At 40.8% G+C, this 21,845-nt stretch carries 19 protein-coding genes and 1 pseudogene; 13 read left to right on the plus strand and 7 right to left on the minus strand.

The window, feature by feature from the left end; genetic code table 11:
* The first annotated feature begins 144 nt into the window (after nt 1–144).
* From DFQ00_RS13115 to rlmH, 5 genes are all read left to right on the plus strand, one after another.
* Nucleotides 145–1,428, plus strand: coding sequence for a S1C family serine protease (locus tag DFQ00_RS13115; protein WP_110896938.1), 1,284 nt, complete (start codon nt 145–147; stop codon nt 1,426–1,428).
* A 453-nt stretch (nt 1,429–1,881) separates the two neighbouring features.
* Nucleotides 1,882–2,403: a hypothetical protein gene (locus DFQ00_RS29830; RefSeq protein ID WP_244213827.1), complete on the plus strand. Its 522-nt coding sequence runs from the start codon at nt 1,882–1,884 to the stop codon at nt 2,401–2,403.
* A gap of 344 nt (nt 2,404–2,747) precedes the next feature.
* Nucleotides 2,748–2,915, plus strand: coding sequence for a CxxH/CxxC protein (locus DFQ00_RS13125; protein WP_090923561.1), 168 nt, complete (start codon nt 2,748–2,750; stop codon nt 2,913–2,915).
* A 55-nt stretch (nt 2,916–2,970) separates the two neighbouring features.
* Nucleotides 2,971–3,216, plus strand: coding sequence for a hypothetical protein (locus tag DFQ00_RS29510; RefSeq protein ID WP_146236164.1), 246 nt, complete (start codon nt 2,971–2,973; stop codon nt 3,214–3,216).
* 703 nt (nt 3,217–3,919) lie between these two features.
* Complete coding sequence (rlmH, locus tag DFQ00_RS29835) at nt 3,920–4,399, plus strand: 23S rRNA (pseudouridine(1915)-N(3))-methyltransferase RlmH (protein WP_244213837.1); 480 nt, start codon at nt 3,920–3,922, stop codon at nt 4,397–4,399.
* A 636-nt stretch (nt 4,400–5,035) separates the two neighbouring features.
* On the opposite strand, the pseudogene DFQ00_RS29840 reads toward rlmH, so the two are convergent.
* Both DFQ00_RS29840 and DFQ00_RS13135 read right to left on the minus strand, forming a co-directional pair.
* Nucleotides 5,036–6,073: pseudogene (locus DFQ00_RS29840) on the minus strand (recombinase family protein); the annotation flags it as partial.
* A 97-nt stretch (nt 6,074–6,170) separates the two neighbouring features.
* Complete coding sequence (locus DFQ00_RS13135; RefSeq protein ID WP_167433699.1) at nt 6,171–6,770, minus strand: helix-turn-helix domain-containing protein; 600 nt, start codon at nt 6,768–6,770, stop codon at nt 6,171–6,173.
* Between the two features lie 736 nt (nt 6,771–7,506).
* Here DFQ00_RS13135 and DFQ00_RS13140 point away from each other — a divergent pair.
* The 5 genes from DFQ00_RS13140 (at nt 7,507) to DFQ00_RS13160 (ending at nt 13,909) form a co-directional block, all read left to right on the plus strand.
* The gene (locus DFQ00_RS13140; protein WP_167433700.1) at nt 7,507–8,259 is read left to right on the plus strand and encodes a restriction endonuclease; all 753 of its coding nucleotides are present in this window, start codon (nt 7,507–7,509) and stop codon (nt 8,257–8,259) included.
* Nucleotides 8,260–8,334: 75 nt separating this feature from the next.
* Entirely contained in the window at nt 8,335–9,672 is a 1,338-nt protein-coding gene (locus DFQ00_RS13145) for a hypothetical protein (protein ID WP_110896942.1), read from the plus strand.
* Between the two features lie 134 nt (nt 9,673–9,806).
* Nucleotides 9,807–10,880: a protein NO VEIN domain-containing protein gene (locus tag DFQ00_RS13150; protein WP_110896943.1), complete on the plus strand. Its 1,074-nt coding sequence runs from the start codon at nt 9,807–9,809 to the stop codon at nt 10,878–10,880.
* A 22-nt stretch (nt 10,881–10,902) separates the two neighbouring features.
* Nucleotides 10,903–12,798, plus strand: coding sequence for an HsdM family class I SAM-dependent methyltransferase (locus DFQ00_RS13155; RefSeq protein WP_208643780.1), 1,896 nt, complete (start codon nt 10,903–10,905; stop codon nt 12,796–12,798).
* Nucleotide 12,799: 1 nt separating this feature from the next.
* Entirely contained in the window at nt 12,800–13,909 is a 1,110-nt protein-coding gene (locus DFQ00_RS13160; protein ID WP_110896945.1) for a BsuBI/PstI family type II restriction endonuclease, read from the plus strand.
* A gap of 40 nt (nt 13,910–13,949) precedes the next feature.
* Here the strand turns inward: DFQ00_RS13160 and DFQ00_RS13165 are convergent, their stop codons facing one another.
* Nucleotides 13,950–15,152: a hypothetical protein gene (locus DFQ00_RS13165; RefSeq protein ID WP_110896946.1), complete on the minus strand. Its 1,203-nt coding sequence runs from the start codon at nt 15,150–15,152 to the stop codon at nt 13,950–13,952.
* Nucleotides 15,153–15,154: 2 nt separating this feature from the next.
* Nucleotides 15,155–16,408 carry a hypothetical protein gene (locus DFQ00_RS13170; protein WP_110896947.1) on the minus strand — a complete coding sequence of 418 codons (1,254 nt, stop codon included), beginning with the start codon at nt 16,406–16,408 and terminating at the stop codon, nt 15,155–15,157.
* Nucleotides 16,409–16,576: 168 nt separating this feature from the next.
* Here DFQ00_RS13170 and DFQ00_RS13175 point away from each other — a divergent pair, with 168 nt between their 5' ends.
* Nucleotides 16,577–17,944 carry a hypothetical protein gene (locus tag DFQ00_RS13175; protein ID WP_110896948.1) on the plus strand — a complete coding sequence of 456 codons (1,368 nt, stop codon included), beginning with the start codon at nt 16,577–16,579 and terminating at the stop codon, nt 17,942–17,944.
* 14 nt (nt 17,945–17,958) lie between these two features.
* On the opposite strand, the gene DFQ00_RS13180 is transcribed toward DFQ00_RS13175, so the two are convergent.
* The 3 genes from DFQ00_RS13180 to DFQ00_RS13190 all read right to left on the minus strand — a co-directional run bounded on the left by DFQ00_RS13180 (nt 17,959) and on the right by DFQ00_RS13190 (nt 19,949).
* Nucleotides 17,959–18,360: a 23S rRNA (pseudouridine(1915)-N(3))-methyltransferase RlmH gene (locus tag DFQ00_RS13180; RefSeq protein ID WP_110896949.1), complete on the minus strand. Its 402-nt coding sequence runs from the start codon at nt 18,358–18,360 to the stop codon at nt 17,959–17,961.
* Between the two features lie 106 nt (nt 18,361–18,466).
* Nucleotides 18,467–18,688, minus strand: a complete 222-nt coding sequence (locus tag DFQ00_RS13185) for a hypothetical protein (protein ID WP_110897084.1) — start codon at nt 18,686–18,688, stop codon at nt 18,467–18,469.
* Between the two features lie 847 nt (nt 18,689–19,535).
* Nucleotides 19,536–19,949 carry a MerR family transcriptional regulator gene (locus tag DFQ00_RS13190; RefSeq protein WP_039310460.1) on the minus strand — a complete coding sequence of 138 codons (414 nt, stop codon included), beginning with the start codon at nt 19,947–19,949 and terminating at the stop codon, nt 19,536–19,538.
* Between the two features lie 171 nt (nt 19,950–20,120).
* Here DFQ00_RS13190 and DFQ00_RS13195 point away from each other — a divergent pair, with 171 nt between their 5' ends.
* Both DFQ00_RS13195 and DFQ00_RS13200 read left to right on the plus strand, forming a co-directional pair.
* Nucleotides 20,121–21,065, plus strand: a complete 945-nt coding sequence (locus DFQ00_RS13195) for an MBL fold metallo-hydrolase (RefSeq protein WP_110896950.1) — start codon at nt 20,121–20,123, stop codon at nt 21,063–21,065.
* Between the two features lie 461 nt (nt 21,066–21,526).
* Nucleotides 21,527–21,715: a hypothetical protein gene (locus DFQ00_RS13200; protein ID WP_110896951.1), complete on the plus strand. Its 189-nt coding sequence runs from the start codon at nt 21,527–21,529 to the stop codon at nt 21,713–21,715.
* The last annotated feature ends 130 nt before the right edge of the window (nt 21,716–21,845 follow it).

Genomic DNA, 21,845 nt, shown 5'->3' on the forward strand with positions numbered 1-21,845 from the left:
TTCCGGGCTGGGGCGAAGTGCAGGACCATTTTGTGAAAATGCAAATAAGGCATGGGGAACAGGAGGAGTCTTCTCTTTTTTTCATGTAATAACTGGGCGGCAGTCAGGGTCTTGATGCGTGACAACGAAGGGGAGAGGATCACGATGGGATTGTTTGGAGATGATTTTTATTCAACCAAGGTATCAAGACGCGCCGAACCTGAACAGAAAGGCAAACTTCAGATTATCCGTCCGGGAGGCGGACGACGCGGTCGTGATCGCTGGAGCAATCCACGCAGATCGCGCTCACGCTCGGAACTTAGTTCGACGATCAAGGTCGCTGTGATCAGCTCGGTGATTAGCTCCATCGTGACGGTAACGTTGTTCAGCTTCATTAGCCAGCCCTCGGCACAGCTTCCACTGGCCAATGCTGCCGGTCAAGGCGCTGGAGTGGCACAGACAGCACAGGTGGCTGATCCTTACGACCGCATTATCAAGGCGGCCGCAGATGTACGTCCTTCTGTAGTCAGCATCGTGAATCATAAAACAGGCAGCAGCCTGTCGATGGAGGATTCCGCGCTGGGCTCCGGGGTTATTTTCAAAAAAGAAGATGGCACAGCCTACATTATGACTAATCACCACGTGGTGGAGGGTGCCAGTGATCTGGAGATCGTGACCGTGGACGGCGAAACTCATAAAGCTAAACTGGTGGGCAAGGATCGAGTGAGCGATATCGCGGTACTGTCCACGGACGATAAAGGACTGGGTGTAGCGGCTAAAATTGGTGATTCCAGCAAGCTGCAGCGTGGACAGACGGTGCTGGCTATCGGTAATCCGCTGGGTCTTGGCGGTACGCTGACATCCGGGATCGTGAGTTATACGGATCGTATTCTGCCGGTATCTATCAACCAGGACGGGGTGTACGACTGGGAGCAGAATGTAATTCAGACGGATGCGGCGATTAACGAAGGCAACAGCGGCGGAGCCTTGGTTGATCTGGACGGGAAAGTTGTAGGCATCAATACGATGAAAATCTCGGACACCGGCGTTGAGGGTCTGGGCTTCGCAATTCCGATGAACGAAGTGATGAAAGTCGTGGATTCACTGCTTCTGAACGGTAAAGTTTCCCGTCCTTATCTGGGGGTATATACCGTTGATCTGAGCAATCCATATGCTCCACTGGATGACGAACAGCGCAAAGACCTCAAGCTGCCATCTCATGTGGACAGCGGTGTGGTCGTGTTGGAGGCTTCCGGCCCGGCATCCGAGGCGGGCATGAAGCTGAACGATGTGATTACGGAATTTGATGGGCAAAAAATTACCTCCACGCTTGATCTGCGAAAATTCCTGTACGATAAGAAAAAGATCGGCGATACGCTAGAGGTCTCGTTCTATCGGGACGGCAAAGCGGAGAAGCTGTCGGTGAAGCTGACAGATAAGCCAGAGTAAGGCTTCTGGAATTGAATTGAATGATCGTGAGAACAAGGCAACCATAGAGAGAGTGATCAGGACTTCTGACCACTCTTTTTATATTGAGGCTGTACTGGGTTGACGTGAAGATGAGAAAGTATATTTTGGGGAAGGCGTCTTTGTTCGCCGTGACGTGCATACCAGTAAGACAGGGTATCGTGATGACAGAAGAACGAACGGCGATGGAATTGGAGATGTGATTGTGGGTGGGCATTTGGTTTGGTCGCGTGCATCATTCGAGCTGCATAATATGTAGAATGTGATGAATGCCCGTGTTGCGTCTAATCAGGAAGTCCCGGAGCCAAAGGCGCAGATACATTTGTTAGCCTGTATGGTAAACTAATGTCAATGTGTTTACATAGATCGTTGATGCAAATAACAGCTGTATAACGTGAGACTCGGCTGGCTAATCTGAAAATGGAGGGATTCGAGATGAATCTGTTAAAGAAAAAGGTACTTGGCGGCACGAGCTTGGCCCTATCCATGCTGATGCTGTCCGCTTGTGGATCGGAGAGCACTCCAGCTGCACCTGTAGATACGAGTGCGCTACAGGACAAGATCGCGGGACTGGAGAAAAAGCTGACTGAACAGGGCATTAAAAGTGATGAGCAGGCGCAAAAAATCGCCGCACTGGAGAAAAAGCTGACAGAAATCAGTACAGCTATCGTGGCTGGACAGGGTACGAATGGTCAGACATCGAGCGGCGTAGGCAATAACGGCTCTGCTGGAAAAGGAGACGGGGTGCTGATTACGTTTGCCCAGTATGAGAAGCTGGAGGTTGGCATGTCCGTGGAAAAGGTGATCGACATTCTTGGTGGCGAAGGCGAAGCGTTAAGTGAGGCCGAGAATATGGTCGTCTATAACTATAAAGGCGCGGCCGGTAATGGTGGTAACGCAGTGATTGCTTTTCAAGGCGGGAAGCTGCTCACGAAGGCACAGTCAGGATTGGAATAAGACGGTGGTTGAAATTCTAAAGTTGGAACGTAACAAGGGGAGAATTGGACGAGAGGGTCCGTTCTCCTGTTTTTGTTTAGCGCATGAGTTGCCTGTCTAATACAGCAACGGTAGGCGGGGGAGAGATGTGTATGCACGATACAGTAGAGTCAGTGCGGGAAAGATGAGTGTGTGTACAATATCAAGAAGCATTGGAGTACATAGGTGGCAGGGTTTTGCTCCGATCTGCGATGTAGGGGTTTCTTTTCTGCGGCAGGTGTGATAGAACTGAGAAGTGGCTATCCTGTAGGATAAGCGGTCTGTGAATCGGGAACATAGCTGGTGACAGAAAGGATGTTTGACGGATGTACGTTGTATGCAAAGAACACGTGGACATTGCCATCGACATGTTTGTGGATGAATATGAGGACGCTCCGGATATCGTGGATCTGAAGGAGACGGAATTTGCCGACTGGGACCCGCCTGCCAAATGCGCCGAGTGCGATCAGCACGCGGAATTCCTCGTCGTTTAGCGTACTGTAGAGCAGGCCGCCAGGAGCGCTATCCAATGTTGCTATAGATGCTGTTGTGCATGGCGTAGCAGTTACGGGTGCTTCTGGCGTTAGGCTTGGTTCGATCCGGTATGAACATCAGAGCAAGGTGCAGAGAGAGCGTGTTGAGCGCTCTTTTTGCATTTGTGGGGAGCGGCTGTGGCGGGAGCGTATGCTGACGAGTGAATGGGCAAGTTATTGGCAAGGGATGGCCGGAGTCGGTGTCAGCGAAGAGAGTGAAAGTGGCAAGAGAAGGGCAGAAGCAAGGAGTAGCTCGTCTTGAGTGTGAGTGGTAAGCGCAGGGGAAGAAGCAGATAGTTGCGAAGGTGCAAGTGTGAGCGGGAGCGACAAGACGCAGAGTGGCATTATGTGAGCTGAGGAATGGTAAGCACATAACGGGCCGGGCGTTGGACGGGTTTTAAGAGAGCGGTTAGTTGATGCTAATTGTAACGATCATGAGAAGGCTTATTTGGGCAAAATGAGCAGGGTTGAAATTCTAACGATCCGTGGAGACGTTATTCTGACGAAATCGCCATAAACAGGATGAAAAGCTCTCGAATCTGGCGCGATAGCGTCTGCTGGGATCGTTAGATTTTAAAAGCAGGCGAGTCCGGCCAAATAAGGTTTGTGGTGATCGTTAGAGTTGGAAGCTGGAATGAGCGGGTACTTCTCAGGATGCTGAAAAGAATAAGAATAGTTACATATATATGATGAATTCGCAGGTATGAAGAAGAAAAGGTGCGAACGGGAAGCGGTGAATGGAGAGCCGCGCTACTGTGATTGTAGACGATGTTCTCAGGGACACATGAGAGATGCTACACTAGCTATATAATGTACGTGCACGCTTCGGTCAAAATACATATCCTATTGTTCCAGGAGAGCCGGGCATGCGATGAAGGGGATTTTCAGTAACTTTTGTATGGGTGAATGATGCGATTGTATATATAGGTTGCGTGCAAGCACGACGATTCAGGAGGAATGATCATATGTTGATTCAAATTATTGGCGTAGGCAAATTGAAGGAAAAATATTTAACGCTGGGCATTCAGGAATATGCCAAGCGTCTCGCCCCGTACATCAAGTTTCAGATGATCGAGGTCGCAGACGAGAAGGCGCCCGATACCCTGAGCGAAGCTGAGGTAAGGGCGGTAAAAGAGCGCGAGGGTGAACGCATTCTCGCGCATGTGAAGAGCGAGGCGCATGTCGTCGCGCTCGCACTGGATGGCCAGCTCTGGAGTTCCGAGGAGCTGGCTATGGAGATCGACAAGCTCGGCACGTATGGGACGAGCCATGTCGTGTTTGTCATCGGAGGGAGCCATGGGCTCTCCGATGAGGTGCTGCGCCGCGCGAAGCAGCGCTTGAGCTTCGGGCGCATGACCCTGCCGCATCAGCTCATGCGGCTGGTGCTGGTGGAGCAGATTTATCGCGCGGTGAAGATCAATCGCGGTGAACCGTATCGCCTTTAAGGGTAAAATAAAAAGGGACTTCATTAAGTCCCCGTAGGAAATTTCCTGACTGCTATTAAGAAAATCCAGCGTATTTGGGTCTGGCGGAGCAACAAAGTCGCTGTATTGACTAACCCTTTTCATTAGCTCTGCCGTGTCAGTGTGAAGCCCTTCAATCGTGAAGTCAAAAGTAAGAACGATCTTCTCCACTTTACGACTTTCTCTTCTTGAGGGCTTGTCCTTAGAAATATGAATGCTTTTGACTAATAGGCGAAGCAGTGCCTTCTGCTCGTCTTTTTCTGCGTGAGCGATAGCCTCATGCACTTTGCTTAGCAGTATGAAAAGTGAGTCATAATCAATGGGTTTGCTGTCGAGGTCAGATGTTTCCGATAGCATTTCTTCCAATCGTCTTTGGAGTGCTTGAAGCTCAGAATTGGATTTTAGCAGTTCAGGTTTAAACATATCAGCAAGGTCAGGATGATTTAATATGGTGTCCTTAACACCTTTGACTTTCCGTTGTTGCTTGGCTATTTGAGATTCTAATACCTTCTGCTCTTCTGCTCTTGGGATTTCGGAGCTTGAACGAAGCTCGTTAATTCGGTCAACCAGTTTTCGGAGTACATGTGGCTGGGCAATAACCCGGTGCAGCTCACCAAGGACTTGCTGCTCTGCTACCTCGGCCTTAATCATATTTGATTTGCAAACGGTAGCACCCTTATTGTGAAATTGTCCGCAGGAGTAATAGCGATACTGTTCTCCGGCTGCACCCTTGGAACGAGCTGGAACCATACCATGACCACATACAGGACACTTGATAACTCCACTAAGAATGTAGGGAGTATGAGAGCGAGAGGGATTATAGGAGCGTTTTTGTAGAACAGTATGAGCCTTATCCCATTGCTCCTGAGAGATGATTGGTTGATGGATTCCATCTGTGAAAATATAATCAGGATTCTTTCCCTTCCGACGTTTTTCAGACCAATTCTCGTGCTGGTTATATCTTATCTTGCCGATATAGATGGGATTGTTAAGAACAGTTTTTATACTGTTTGTTGAAAAGGGCTTGTCTTTTTTCGAACGGTGACCATTCTCATTTAATCTACGAGTGATTGCCTTAAGTCCCAGGCCTTGCTCAGCATAAGCAAATATCTTTTTAACAATAAGAGCCTCAGCTTCATTAATGATGAGCTCCTTATTCATATTGTCGTACCCCAGCACAACTCCGCCGTTGTATTTCCCTTCTCGTGCTCGCTGATGCTGCCCCAGCTTTCCACGCTCTATAATATTGCTCCTTTCCAGCTCTGCAATCATGCCAAACATCTGAAAGGTCATCATTCCTGTTGGAGTTGATGTATCGAAATTCTCCTTTAAGCTCATTAGCTTGATGTTGAAGCTAACAAGGGTATCGCTTATTTCTAGCTGATCTCGTAGCTTTCGAGCTAAACGATCCAGCTTATAGAGCATAACAATTTGAAATCTTTGTTTTTCGGCATCCTTTAGTAAGCGAATAAGTTGAGGTCTACCCTTAATATTCTTTCCACTTGTTCCCTCATCAACATAACGATCAATAATTTCAAAATTATGCTGCTCGGCATATTTTTGTAGCTCTGCCAGCTGAGCAGCGATGCTGAAGCCCTCCTTGGCTTGCTCCTCGGTACTGACACGGGCATAGATGACGGCTCGAATTTTAGTCATTTTTCATTTCTCCCTTATCTGCTTGCTGAGAAGCTGCTAAAAAATCATTGAAGACTTGATTCCAAGAATCCTTGCTCAAAATGGGAAATGCTTTGGGCTACTCCAAGCTTGCCTTGAATAAAGAAGCTGCATGTTTAATAGGTGAAGCAAGCGTGTCATCCAGCTCTAATAACTCTCCAGAATAGGAATGCATTTCGATTTCGGCGACAAATCGGGAAAGGCTCTCCACAAAGGCTTTGTAATCGACGGTATTCTTTGTTTCTTTGCTATATACGAAACGCATCTGTCCATCCTGAAAGGCCTGGTATACATAACAGCCAAAGTGAAAACTTGCGGATAAAGCAGGGTCAAGCCCAGCAACCTGTGTATCTTCAAGCTCGATATTCTCATCGACAACTCCAATTTCAAACAGGTGGATGTCACCTTGATAAAACTCATCTGTGAAAGCCTCAATTGGGACGTGTAGCTCTCTGGATAACCCGTGAACTAGCTGAAAGGAGGGATTTTTAGATTCACCTCTCTCAATTGCAGTAATGGACTGTGCAGTTACTCCTAATCGTTTGCTGATTGCTCGTGTCGAATAATCCTCCTTTGAATTCAGTTTCCCTGTCTCTTCACGAAAAAAGCGAATGCGTTCTCCAAGTGCATTTTCTCTAAGAGCAAAATATTCAACCGCAGTTATTGTTCGTTTAGCCACAAAAATCACCCTTTCTGGAATGCTTTACAACGATTATAGAACATTGGCTGAAGCCACGGTTAGTAATCGAGTCATTCTGGTATGAGCATATCTTTACATGGCCACTGTATCTTCTCGGATTATGGATAGTCTACTATGTACTTCGATTCGTTCTCTATTGCCTGAGAGAGGCTCCGTTCCATACCTTGCTGTTGGCAGGTTTTATCTGGTTTGTATGGTATGCGTTCCAAAAGGGATGGATTTAGTCTTTAATCCAGAAGTGACGTTACAAAATTGAAAAAATGATGATATATAAATAAGCAATCAAGCTAAAGCTGATGTAATTGGCAAGATGAACACTGAATTCCTTAGAATGTTCATCTTTTTTACTTTTATGTGGGGTAGCGAGCGATAAGTCCAGCATATTTATAATTCCACTCCCAATTCACGTTACAAGATCTCTTTCTGAATAATATATTCTCTATCATGTTGTCCTCGTCGAAATGATATTGTAATATCTTGGTATGTATTGTAGATTATTGTGGCGAAGGATAGGTACTTCTCGAAACTATAGGGAAATCGTAGCCCACATCTGATGATGATCTATATGAGTGTGTGCAGCATTTGGTAAGCCAGTGACGGAGAAAGTTAAAGAATACTGCTTGTCACAACCAAAACCATTTAATAAAAGGATCTACTGCTTATGAACATCAAAAGAGTATTCGAAGCAATTTATAATCTGAGGGAGCCGACATCTATGGTTAATAAAGGTATAACATTTGAAACTTTTGTGCATGAGGTTTACTCTGCTATTTTAAGACTTGAAGATAAAACTGTACTAATTTCAAAAAACGTTACCATTCTGGGAAAGACAGGAGCCTCTCATCAGTTCGACGTGTACTACGAATTCACAAAAGCAAATGTTAAGCACCGAGTAGCTATTGAATGTAAAAACCATAGTCGACCAATAGATAAGGGAAAAGTAGGCGAGTTCAAATCAAAAATCCTTGATATAGATAATTTAATGGGGATTATGGTTTCAGCATCCGGGTATCAATCTGGAGCTAGTACATATGCAAATGGAACAGGAATAATATTGATGACGCTTGATGATCTTCCAACATTTACACAAGTTGTTGCAATGCAGTTTAAACGAGCTCTTTTGCCTGAGCCAAGCGTGATTGGTCAGCCTTTTTGGGCATTAATGGAGGTTGATAAAACGGGTGAAATAACAGGTACATATCATTCTGTAAATGATGACAGAGTTAAAATGAGGATTCCGCTATTTTATTCAAAGAATCATGCAGAGCAATACTGTGAAGCAATGCCGTCAAAGGATTTTACTGTTAGAGGGCTAAATCAAGATCAACTAAAAATACTTCTATCCATTACAAAACATCAGGACGTAGGATTTATATTAATCCCTTTTGCTCCTAACCAAGAAAATGGTCAAGTTCTGTCATATATATTGAATCATGACGAGCTAATGGAAGAGTATGTGATTGAATAAGCACGATTGGCAATGAATATCAGACAAAACAAAGGGAATGCACCTGCGTGACCTTTATCCTTTTGGAGGAATGTTATGGGAAGACTAATAAAAATACATGAGATTGATGAATTTTATGAGGTTATCAAAATTCCCGATGGGTCTATCAACGATGAGATTATGGGGAACGTGGCAAAACTGGATGAAGAGGCGGAACTGGAGCAATTCACGAGGGACATTCTTCATGATCCGAACAACACCCCGCATGGCCCTGTTGAAATTGCTGATATCCTGACAACTTTGTGTGTACGTGGAGCGAAAAAGAACGCCGCCTTCGTTTTAAAGGGGAAAAGCTACAAAAAAGTGACCAGCAGAGATGTGTCCCACCAGTTCTTGAAACTCAGGCAACTACCTGATATTGGTTTGATTGTTTTTGGTGCAGTAGGCAATATTTATGACGATGCACAAAGGGATTTTATAACTACAGCAATGGATATTGGCTGTGATTATCTAATAGTTGATGTAAATGACTGGGCACGGTTGTTCATTGCATATGAAAAAATATGTGCCAAAGACGGGTTGCCCTATAACGAGCATGGAATCTGCACTGCCGGACATCAACGGGATGCAGGGCTAAAGCTGGAATGGGAGACAAGGGATAAAGCAAGATATACCGTTGTGCAACAGATGGATAACAGCACTGCTATGGCAAAAAGATACAGTGCAATTATACGGTTAGATCGGCATTATCCCAGAGAAATAATCAGAACAATTATTCAAGAAGCAACCTTGAAATTGAAGAAAAGCACATATCACAAAAATGAACGTATTAAAGCAAGATGGGGCAATACTATTGCAGATGTTGTATGGCTTTACATCGCTCATGATCATGAAGATGTTCAAACAACCAACTGGGTATGCCGTTCATCATGGATTGACTCTGGATTATCTGCTCCCTATCGTCCAATTGCTCTGGGTGGGGATGAGACATTTGAGGGAATTGAAATCAAATGGAATGACCAGTACAAGCCATATAAGAGCTTTTTCGAAAATCACTTTGGATCAAAAGAAGAAGTTATTGAATCGTGTGAATCACTTATAGGTGAGATGCTTCCATATGCTCATAAAGCAATAGAGCAGTTCGAAAAATATCACTCGGGGAGCATAGAGCAAGGAGAGTTTGTCAAGTGCATTTTGTCATTCAAACCTGAAGTTAATCGGTTGTACCTGAAGGCTGGAGACGTGCCAATACCACCATCTGAGTGTAAGGACTTCAGTGAAGAGTGCCAGAACATCTACGCTACAATTGATAACATGTACTTGTATGCTGCGGATAGTTTTGATCAAGGAAATGAGTGGCTCTTTACTAAATCGATAAAAGAATTAGAAGAACAGCTACAACGGTTAGAGTTTGAAAAGAGGAAGTTTCGTTAACAAATCATTTAATTCAGAGGACAATCTCATTTTGTCGTTCACGAGTGATTGAGTCTTGGAAATTTATCTTAACTGGCTTTATAATCGGATTTATTGCTACGAGCAGCAACAGTAATTAGTAAAGGTGAGTAGGAATGACTACAGAACATATTGAAGCATTTAACAGTAAGATCATTGAAGAGGCACCTGATAAGATTGAAACATGCATTGGTGATGTTGATGTCAGGTTTGTTTTGCGTGATAGCTTCTTTGACCAAGATAGCTTGCTGGAATACGATGTAGAGTTGCCTAATGAAGAGCATGTGCTGCAAATACAATACTGGTACTCAGTTAATAATCCTAATCATCATCGTATAGAAGTAAGAACACCTAATTTAAGAGCTTATCAAATTACTTGCTTTCACTGCAATACTGTAGGATTACTCGAACCAGAGCGAATCGTAGAAATTGAACAAATCGTTAAGGTATCTGGTCAATCATCCCGTGATGGGTTGGATGTACGGCAAACAAATGAGAGAATAAAAGAAGAGGCTTGTTTGTTTCTCGATCAGGAGGGGCTACTCGTTGAGCCCAATAATAGAGCTGCACGATGGCGTATTGGAACTTATGATAGTCAGACAAGAGCATGGCTGTATGGTCAAACAACTGCAGGGTTCATAAAAAACTTTCTGAAGGTTGCCCTTATCATGGCATATTGCCGTGGGAACCGTGGGATTAACCTATACCCAAATGCAGAAGACCCATCCCAATCTGTAGATGATGAAGATACTCTGACAAGTATTAGTGCAGAAGCATTTAAGGAAAAACGTGAAAAATGGGAAGTTACAGGACTTAAGGGAGAAGAATTTGTAGTAGAGATTGAGCGGCGGCGTTTAATTGAAGTAGGGCGAGTAGATTTAGCTGATGCAGTTAGACATGTGAGTTTGTTTGACTGTGGTGCGGGTTATGATATATTATCATACGAGCTTGATGGAAGATCACGCTTTATTGAATGTAAAACCAGTGCGGGTAGCTCGATGAAATTTGAAATCACCTCAAATGAGTGGAATAAAGCAAAGAAGTACAGAGAGCAATATTACTTGTATCGGATTACTAATATTGATCAGGAAGATCATCGTGACATTGTTATCATCCAAGATCCTTTTGGTAAGTTTGAAGATGGAGAGCTTACGTTAACGCCGAGTGCATTTACTCTTTCAATAATTTAGGACATCTAAAAAACATTATCTAGTGGAAGGTAATATAAGTAATTTGGTTGATAGAGCAGGAAAGACAGTAAAGTATGTCGAATACAAAGAAGGTTATATGACTACTAAAAAAGATGGTGATTTAATGCCGCTAAGAAATGAAATTTCACATGTAATAACTAAACCATCTTGGGATACCTATAAATCGCAAGCACTGAACAATAAAAGAAAACATGTTGAAACTAATAAAGAGTATGAGATGTTGTTTTCTCCATCATTTTGTTTTCTGGTATTGAAAGCACTATGGAGAATTATTGATTCAAAGAAACAGTTTGAGCTTAGAAGCTGTAAGTACAAAAGAATGCAGTTAGATTTAGAGAGCAACAAACTGGCAAAAGAAATTGCTGGCTTTTTGTCTACTCTCTCAATTATAGAGTGCAGCTATTACATTGGAGTATTGTACACGTATTTGCTACCTCAGAAATACAAAGCTGAATACGGTATTTATTATACGCCTCCGGTCATAGCAGAAAGGCTTTTGGATCTCTTAGGTTCTGAGGGTGTTAACTGGTCTAAAGACAGCATTCTGGATCCTGCATGTGGTGGTGGAGCGTTCTTAGTTCCTGTCGCAAATCGAATTTTAGGTGACCATAGAATAAAATGTATACCAGCAGAAGAAAGAATTAGGCACCTGGAAAATCATCTTTCAGGGATAGAGATTGATGAATTTGCTGGGTGGTTGACACAAGTGATGCTCGATGTAGTGACATATCAAGACGCGTGTTTAATTGGTCGTAAGATGAAGAATGTCGTACGGCATGATGATACAATAAAATATGCATTGAAGCAAAACAAGAGCTATCAGCTCATTGTGGGTAATCCTCCTTATGGTCGTGTCACTCTCAATGAGGAACTTAGAGAGGCATATTCAAGGTCTCTGTATGGTCATGCGAATATGTACGGTTTATTCATCGATGCTGCTTTGAGAATGAAGTCGGCAGAAGGTTTCATTGGTTTTGTAACCCCAACTTCATTTATGGGGGGGCAGTATTTTTCTAACTTAAGAAACTTGCTAATGCAAGAAGCCCCTCCCTTAGACATTGACTTTATTACAGAACGTTCCGGTGTGTTTGATGAGGTTTTACAAGAAACATGCTTAACTGTTTTTGGTCCAAATGATTCCAAAGAAACAAGCATTCATAATATTAAAACAGATACTGTGGGTTACAGAGTGAATAGAGTAGGAACATTTCAAATAAATGAAGGAACGAGTCCGTGGTTCCTCCCGCGAGATAGTTCTGAGACTAAACTGATTAAGAAACTCAATAAAATGAAAACGACACTTAAAGACTATGGATATAAAGTATCAACTGGGCCACTGGTGTGGAACCGACACAAGGAACAACTCGATAATGTACCTCAAGTTGGATCATTTCCAATAATTTGGTCACATTCTATAATAAATGGAAATTTTACTTTTGATTATAAAAATAAAAAACCGAAATTTATAAATATACAAGATGAGCAAGACTTTCTTGTCTGCAAACAGCCGGTAGTGTTGTTACAACGGACCACGTCAAAAGAACAACAAAGACGTCTAATATCAACAGTACTTCCTCAAGATTTCTTGTCAGAGTGGGATGGAGCTGTCATTGAAAATCATGTTAATATGATTCATTCGGTTGATAAGCAATTACTTTCACCAGAAGCATTATCTTTGATTCTAAGTACTACTATTGTAGATCGTATATTCAGATGCATATCCGGAAGTGTTGCAGTATCAGCATCGGAACTGCATGCTTTGCCACTACCACCATTAAAGAAAGTTTTGAGTATTGAAGACTTCATACAACAACACAACTCAAACCAGATTAGTGATGAAGACTTAAGCCGATGCGTAGAGCAAATTGTGTTGAAGGCTTATAATCTTGGAGGGTAAAATGAGATATAACTGGCTTTCGACTGAAGTACCGAGTGTTGAAGAAATTTCAAGAAGATTAGGTTTGATTTTTACCAAAGGTCTTGACCCAAACGGATATATACTGAGAGAGATAGGTGCTAAAACTATATTTGTGATGCTGTATTCATTCAGCGTGCAGGGGCAGAACTGGATCAGACCTGCAATTGTCACTTGTATGACAGATGAGCAAGCCCAGATAAAAGAAGAGCAGGCAAGGTACTCATGGCTTGAAAATAATCTAAATAGAAAAAAGAAAGAAAGAGATATTCCGGGCAGATGGTACAAAGAAAATACCCGTGAATCAATTCGTGATGAGACAATTCGAACGCTTGTTCATCTCGGAGCTATTATTGAAAAGAGTGGGCTTGCTACTACATCACCAGCACCTAGATATACTTTACAGTCTGATTTTGTGGAACTATTTAATACTGAACTCTCCGAAGAAGAGCTCATTCAAGCAATTGCTAATTGGCAGGAGTTAAATCTTTCAGCCATTGCAAGAGCAAGGATTGCTATTTCGAAAAATATGGGAACATCAATTGATGATGGTGTACTAGTAGAGTTGCCAAATGGCGAAGTGAGGAAGCTATCTCCAGGTCCGAGCTCTGATATAGCAAAAGCTGTGGTTGAGAAGATGGCAAAGGTTTTTCTTAAAGAGCCTGCTGTTCTATTAATTAGTGAGTCGGCCAAAAAAATTGTTGTGAATGACGATAGGATTTGTGCTGCAATTGGATTTCATATTGATGTAACTAAGGTACTACCAGATATTATAATGGTTGATCTTGGCCGGAGAGAACCGCTCATTGTTTTTGTTGAATGCGTTGCAACAGATGGACCAATTTCAGATAGGCGGAAGTTAGAGCTTATCTCAATAGCGGAGGAAGCAGGCTATAGTGGAAAAGACTATACTTTTGTTACTGCGTTTAGAGATAGAACGGATGGGGTTAGTAAAAAACTTACTCCTTCGATTGCTTGGGATACATTTGTCTGGTATGCTACTGAGCCCAATTCTATTATATACATGCATGAGGGTGCGGATCAGAGTAATATATCTTTAGGAGATATACTTCAAACTTTAAGAAACAATTGAATTCGACTTAATAAGTAAAGGCACTAAAACACCTAAGATATTAAGGAGTTTTAGTGCCTTTCTTCTTTGTTATCTTGATTTGATTACCGGCAGATACACAACTTTGGAGGAGAGACAAGAACTCATCTGCAAAATCAAGGTGGACTACTACTTCTGCAATAATCCTCGCAGAGAATATTAATAATCGATACTGGCCAGTTGTTATTTTATAGTCATGCACATCATCCCAGCATGTTACTTTATTTGTAGTAGCTAATATTAAAATTCTTTTTGAGTTAAATTTATCTTTAGAAAGATGGTGCTGAACTTTTTCAATAGTGTGATGGTCAACGGCTGTTGTAGTATAACATTTTGCATCTGCTGTAAAGTCGCCTTTAATGACTTCTTCTAAATAATCTAAGAGGTCAATAGTAAGTTTATCAGCATTACCTGCACCAGCAGCGTTGACCGGGATCCTCCTGAATCTCGGATACGAGTCCAACATCGTTCTGTATTTGTATAGTTGAACTTGTTGGGAGCGGAGTTTATCTAAGAAAAAGTTAGTTAGCTCATTTTCAACCGCTTGCCAAGTAATAAATGAACTTTTGTTTAATATTTCTTCTTCAATAAGAGAAATTTTTTGAATGCTTTCAATAACAGTTTGGGCACTTGGTAAATCACGAAGTCTGAATTTTTCTTTTTCAAACCCAGAAGTAATTATATCTATTGCTGATATAGTGACAATGGTATCAGGAAGTGTAGGTAGTTTGTTTTCAACTAGTTTAATAAAGATGAGACCATCTTTTTCTTGAATAGCTTTGGATATAGATAAGAAGTCAGTTGCTTCTCCCTCGAGAACTAAAAGATATTGACGATTTTCAACTTGTAATAAATAATTACCAGTTCGATTATCAATGCTTAGTAATTTACAACCAGTCGATTGAATTATTTTTAAAGTGTCTTCAAAAACTTTGCTATAATTAATAGAAGTAATTTCAAAGTAAGTGTTACAGCAGAGAGCAAATTCTTCTTCGATATAATTATTATCACAATGAGAGCACTCAACTAAATCAATTTCTCTTTCAGCAGATAAGATGGTCTTTTGTCTACAACCTATCATTCTCTTTCCAATATTGATACTCTCTCTTCCTATACAATCAAGTTCTATGAATTTATTCAAATTAATATAGTTATTATTTTTGAGGTCTATAATGTATGATGGAAGGTCGTCGGTATAACGTGTCCCTAATACTGGAATTAACATAGTTACTTCTCCTTAGATTCTACTATACGGGCGTCAGTATAATCATGTAATAAGGATATTAAATTCCTCTTTTTTTGAGTTCCTCCACCAGTACCAGATATTGTGATGTAAATTTGTTCTGAGACTTCTGAGAAATAGAAGGTGAAGATATGAGATTTTTTATTAATAATGAAAGAAACCTTTACTTTTTTCACAGTGGAATCAGGAATAAGTAGGGATAATGTTACATTTCTAGACGTATCCTCAAGCGATTGAATCAAGGAGATTTCTCCAGATTTCTTTTCAACCGTTATTAAAGGTTTTCCGGGAAGTGGGGCGACAAACTCAATTAAATTAAGTTGTACACCAGGAACACTATCGACCAATAGGGATTGGAGAAATGCTTGAAATACTTCAGAAGAGTTACCATTGCTACGTTTCACATAGTTAGCAGGCAGCCGTTGATCAAGATTAATGATAATATTATTTGCAATGGTTTGATAGACTTCTTCTTTTACGATACTGACCGCTCGCACTCTAAGATCTTTAAGAGTTGGGCTAAATCTAAAAACTATTAGATCCGCATTCATATCTACAATGTATTTCTGAAAAGTTCTTAAGCCTCCCCGTTGAGATTCTCGAAGGATAAAAATTAAAATTTCATTGTTATAGTGGAGAATTTTCAAGCAAGTGCTTGACAAATTTGTAGAATTAGATAATTCATAACGTTCTAATATGCCGTTAACAAGATCAGTAGTGATTGTGGGATCTACAATTCCCGTTTGCTCTATCTGGCGTAATTCAGCTTGCTTGAGTGGATCTGATATGGTCTCCATATCCATTAACAGAAGATATTCTTCATAAGCAAACTTCTCGCATCTGCTGACTAAATAGCTCATCTGTAATAGTTCTATATCAATTTGTGATAACATAAAGGCATAGATTGTGCGATTCAATTTGTTTGCCTTTTCAACTTCTTCCAATAATCCACGTTGGACTAGTCCCTCTTTAAGATATTCTATAGCTATCTCCCCGGTTAATTGGGAAGTAAATTCTTTGAGATAGCCAATTGATAAGATATCCATTTTCGTCAGACTAGTTAGAGGCCGTGGGAGTTCATTTGTTTTTGATACACCAAAGGGTTCTAAAATAGAAATTTTGATCTGTTTAGGGAGCGAGTCCAATAATTTAATGTAATCGTCTTCAATAAGAAGCCTATTTTTCACTCCCTCGCAATCTGTTTCTAGCACGTCCTGCCATATCTCTTCTGTTATCATTTTCAATCATTCAATGTTAGAGCGAATTGCAACATTCATATCTACACCACCCACTAAAATTTTCTAATAAGATACACTATACTACAGATTGTGAAATTCTTGAAGCTAAGTAAGCAGACACTAAATATTTGAATTTAAGTACAATTTAAAAGGAAAGGACTGATATAAGTGGGGATACATACTTTAGCGAAAGGTATTGATCTAATAGCGGCTATTCAAAAGCTGGGCATTATACTTGATTATCATGTTATTTCCGAATCTCCTGTGAAAAAAGGAGAAACCCATCAAGCAGTAGATGTAGCCTGGTTTATTGATAAAGAAGATACTAACTATCCAATAATGATTTTCGAAGTGGAAAGTTATTTAACTAATGCTTCAGCAGCGAATCCACTTAAGATATTCAGCAAGTCGAATCATTATTTTGAGAAGCCACTATTCTTTTTTCATATCTTTGTAAAATCTGGTGATGATCCAGCGGTACTTAAGGATCTCGAGTATCAATATGGAAGAAATAACTATAGGATTTATGAGATATGCAAAGGGGATTTGAACAAATTGATACTGGATGTGATATCACAGCATAGGAGAATTAATAAGTATATTAATATACAGGGCTTAATGAAGCTATTTAATTTTGGTGAATATTGGGAAGAGATTAATATAACAGATGTGCTTGTACACATAGAAAATTTGTATAAGCAAAGTTGGAACGAAATTTTTCCAATTTATGCAGATTTGGCTCAACAACTTCCGAGCATGCACAATGAGTTCACTAGATTCTTGGATAAAAAAATGAATAATGGTTTTAATTGTAATGATAATTATGAAGATTATATAGCGTATCATTTTTCTAATGGAATTTATTTAGCTGTTTTATTTTGTGTCAAGAGAGATAACGCATATCTTTTTATGTTCAAGGACTGGCAAGAGAACAGTAGCTATATGGAGATGATTGGTCCATATTTTGGTTTGAGTAGAGATTATGATGAGTTCATTGAAGATTGTTCAGGGGCTTATTTAGGTATGTTAGCGGTTCTATTTAAACATCAGTCTGATGGCGTGAAATATATACTCAAGCAAAGTATTAAAATTCTAGAAAGGATGAAAGGGCATCCTGATAAGATTGTTTTTTACAACGCCATCTGGGCGTTGCATATTGCTGCTACGTGTGACATTTGTGAGCAGGAATATAACTACATTAGAGATTTTATAAATCAAAGGGGGAAAGTAAATAAACATTGGATAGAAGAACCTCTATCCGCATTGGACAATACAACTATGGATAATAATGAAAGTCACTCAATCGAATACGAATATATTTCTGATTTAGAAACGTTCAGATTAGAGTTCGGGCATAGTGATATCATAGATTCAAAAATATATAAACAAGAAGCAGTTTCATTAGCTATTCGAATGCTTAGTGATTTGGATTGTTGGTCTGAACGACGGTCTAAACCTGTTCCCGATCAAGATTGTGCAAAAAGCTGGGGAACTGGAATAATCAACTGTTTGCATTTTAATGATAATGACGAATAACCTACATAATTTTTTCACTTGTGGTAAGGATGATTATTTATGATCCTATATGCTCGATAAACTTGCTCGAATAGTATAGTTGTTTTTAAGCCAACATCCATCTCCATCTGACTTAAAGTCACTATATCATGGTGGGGGAAATCGTTTCCACCTATAACAATGGAAACATCCGAGGAGCCTGTCAAAGCCCAATTATCTATTTTGGATGCAAGATCTTCTGATGAAATGGGCTGCTCAGTAGTCGAGACGGCAATGACAAAGGAATTCGACCTGAGTTTGCTTTGAAGTTGCTCCTCTTTTTTTATGTGGATCAATTTTATATCACAGTATCTGCTTAATCTCTTCTCATATTCTTTAATAGCCTCAAGATAAAACTTTTCTATTTTGTCACCTACAGCAAAGACCTTAAACTTCATGTTAATACCTCATCATTAGATTTTATGGAGTACATTATTTGTTTAGTTGTTTGATCAATTAGTTAGAGGAAATGGTCTGCTAAACAGCTGGCTATCAGTAGAATAATCAGTCAGGTATCATCAGGGCTTCAACTTCCGCTATAGACAGTTTCGTGGCCGTAACAACAATTGAGACTTCAACTCCAAGTTTCAGAAGCTCTTTAGCCATCTCAAGTGCCTTCTTTTGTTCGCCGCGAGTCTCTCCTTCAGCAATTACACTCTCAATAGAAGCTTTATCATGCAAATGTCTCTGTCTATATTCATGCAATTGGCGGGTCTCGGCATCCATTTGAAGAAACTGCAACGTATCCGTTACCTTGCTTTATGTGGATTCGTTCATCAGCAGCATCTCCAAATTGATTGTATTAGTATACCATGTCGATGACGCTTTAGACATAACAAGCAGACATGCCAACACGATGGTTAGGGCATGTCTGCGATATTGTTCTCTTTTCAAGTATAAATTACTGTAATGGTAAGTAATCTGAGTTTACCCTATCAATAGATACGGTGAACCGTACCACAAGTAACGGCAAGTTTTTTGTAGAAAAACTCACAGGAGCCTGTATTTGCATCATGTGGACCGTAGGAGCGGGGTAGGTCATACTCGGGTCGGAACGTTGTGCAAACGGGCTTGTGTGAGTTTATTTGTGCTGCAGATGATGTATTAAATAGATAACGCCGCCAATTACGACTCCAAAAATAATGCCTGTCTCTCCAAAACCTAAAGAGACACGAAGAAGATCTCCTGCATTGTTTCACAGTCGCATGACCAACGGCTTGCTGGAAGGGATAAGTGGGCTGATCCAAGCCGCAAAGAGAAAGGCGCGAACTCCACCATCGGTTTCAGTTGAGAGCGTCTAGCCCAACCCATCCATTTCCGTAAACATATTATCGTTACTGCTTAATGAGGTCCACATCGTCATTACCCCCTATTTAAGTTATTTACTAGGGAGTATCGACAACTCCTCTATTAAACAGACATCTGGCATTCACTACAGCGAGGAAACGTTTTTTTTCCTGGTTGCCGAAATCGGGAATATAGTAATTCAACATTGTACGCTAAAAGTGAGCTGTTTCGAGTTCAGTCAGAGGAATTGCCGCAATTGCAGTGTTCTCCTAGGATAACGCCGCAATTATCTAGTATTTACTATGTCTTCTTTCGTAAGTTCTTGGTATAGAGTAAGTTTCTCTTCGGCGAGAGAAATCATGTAATCAATTTCTTGCCGCCTGGATTCCAGTCCCATCAGATGCTTCTCAAGGATTTCAATCCGCTTTTTTAGAGTGGGATTATAATTAGAAGGATTCTCCCCTTGTTGAATTTTATCCATTACACAGCCCTCACGAGTAAACTCCGTAATCTCCTCAAGTGATAAGCCTAGTTTTTTAAGTTTGTTTAGACATTGAATGTAGGAAACCTCGCTTTCTTTGTAGACACGTGCCCCTCCATTACTACGCTTGGGTTCATGTAGGACCCCGATTTTTTCATAGTAACGAATCGTATAAGGAGTTAATCCTGTTTTTTCTGACACTTGACTTATTGTAAGCATCCGATTTCTGTCCCTCCTTTTTAATGCTGATATTGAAGAATAGTATACAGCCTTCAGTCAACTCAAAGCCAATGTTTACAACTGACCCTAACCTCACCCTGAATAATCTATTGACTTCCAGTTGACTCTAACTTGTAAGTTAACTTTACTAAAAGTTAAAGGGGTGTAACAATGAACAACGAATATTTCACAATTCAACAAGCATCAGATGGTATCTGGGGGGCTATTTCGGTTCCAGGTAGCGGTTCTCTAGGGAATGCAGCAATTATTGATCTTGGGGATTTAACTGTTGTAGTGGATACAACCAACCTGCCGCATTCGGGTGCTTTGTTACGTCATACTGCTGAACAATTAACAAACAAACCGGTTAAATATGTAGTGAATACACATTTTCATGGAGATCATGTCAACGGCAATCAGGAATTTATGAAGAGCGAATTTATATCTACCGTTTGGACAAGAGATTTGCTTTCTGATATGGGTAAAGTGAATATTGAATTGATGCAGCAAAATATTCAAAAGTTAATAACTAGCCTAAATCATGTGCGTTTAAATCAAAGAGATCCCCATATGCTAACTGAAATCGACTATGATCTTTCCGTACAGCGAGCCCTTTATGATGCCATCCCTTCCCTTTGCAGGGTGATACCCACGATAACTTTTGACGACAAACTCGTCATTCAAGGAACAAAGCGAACAATCGAGGTTTTATCTTACGGAGGCGGTCATTCTTTAAGTGATGCTGTTGTGTACGTTCCAGAAGAGCAAACTTTGATCGCTGGTGATTTAATATCGACTAAAACCATTCCGGTCATACCCTACGGTAATCCATACGCTTGGATACGCATCCTTAAACGCATTCGCAAAGACCTCAAGGTCGATACTATCGTTCCAGGACACGGAGATGTATCTACTTCAGATCGAATCACGGATGTCATACGCTTTTTGGAGACAACGATCACTTATGTTTCTGGAGCTGTACAAAGCGGGGAATCAGAGTCTTACTGGCTAGAACAAGGGGTGTTAAAAGGCTATGAGGATTGGCATCTGCCCCAGTACTTCAGATGGAACTTTCGTTGGCTCTTTAACAGTATGCTTGTTCAAAACAACAGATGAGACAACAAGCAATGCTGTTTGAAGTATACCCTATAATTTACGTGAAGAAGGCACCCAGATGGGCGCCTTTGATTTCGCTCTATAGATGATACGGTAAACCGTATTAATGGATATTGTTAATATGATGGCCCATTAAAGGGATCAGTTTCAGAAAATAGTTCGTCATTAAGAATAACAGTTGTATGTAATTTCAAAAACTTCAATAAATCCGGATTATCAGATTCCATAACTTGTTGAATCATTCGAAGATTCTTTGCATTCGCTCGATGCTTCTTTGCTTCTCCGTGTTATTAGATTGTCTACAAACTCAGACAAGCCACACCATGGTGGTTGCCAGACCAAAAAGCCTTGAGCATGCAAGCTAATTTATCATAGCGAGTTGCTAGGCGGGAATAGGTTTTCACTTTATTGAATCTCGCGGAAATTTATAAACTCACTGGATATCTGAGGGAATTTTTGTTATGTCAGCGAAGAAAGAAGCTGTTCGTCTGAGAGTGAAAGAAGGTTGGGCGTACAGTTCGATCATGAAGAAGGTTGGGATGAAGAGCGAGAGCCAGATTATTACATGGGTTCGTAAAAGCCAAAATGGAGAGAGTTTTGAGGATTACCGTGGACGTTGGACGAAGAAGCATTGTAGTAGTGCAGAATAATAAAATGCTTATCTGAAAGCACAGGTAGAATATCTAAAAAAGCTCAATCCAAATTTGCACGGAGAGGAAAGCTGGATTGCGAAGCCCGGTGCCAGTCTGTTCGAGAAATAAGCAAGTGGGCACCTGTGGT

Origin of the sequence: Paenibacillus barcinonensis, assembly GCF_003217495.1 — a bacterium.
GTDB lineage: Bacteria > Bacillota > Bacilli > Paenibacillales > Paenibacillaceae > Paenibacillus > Paenibacillus barcinonensis.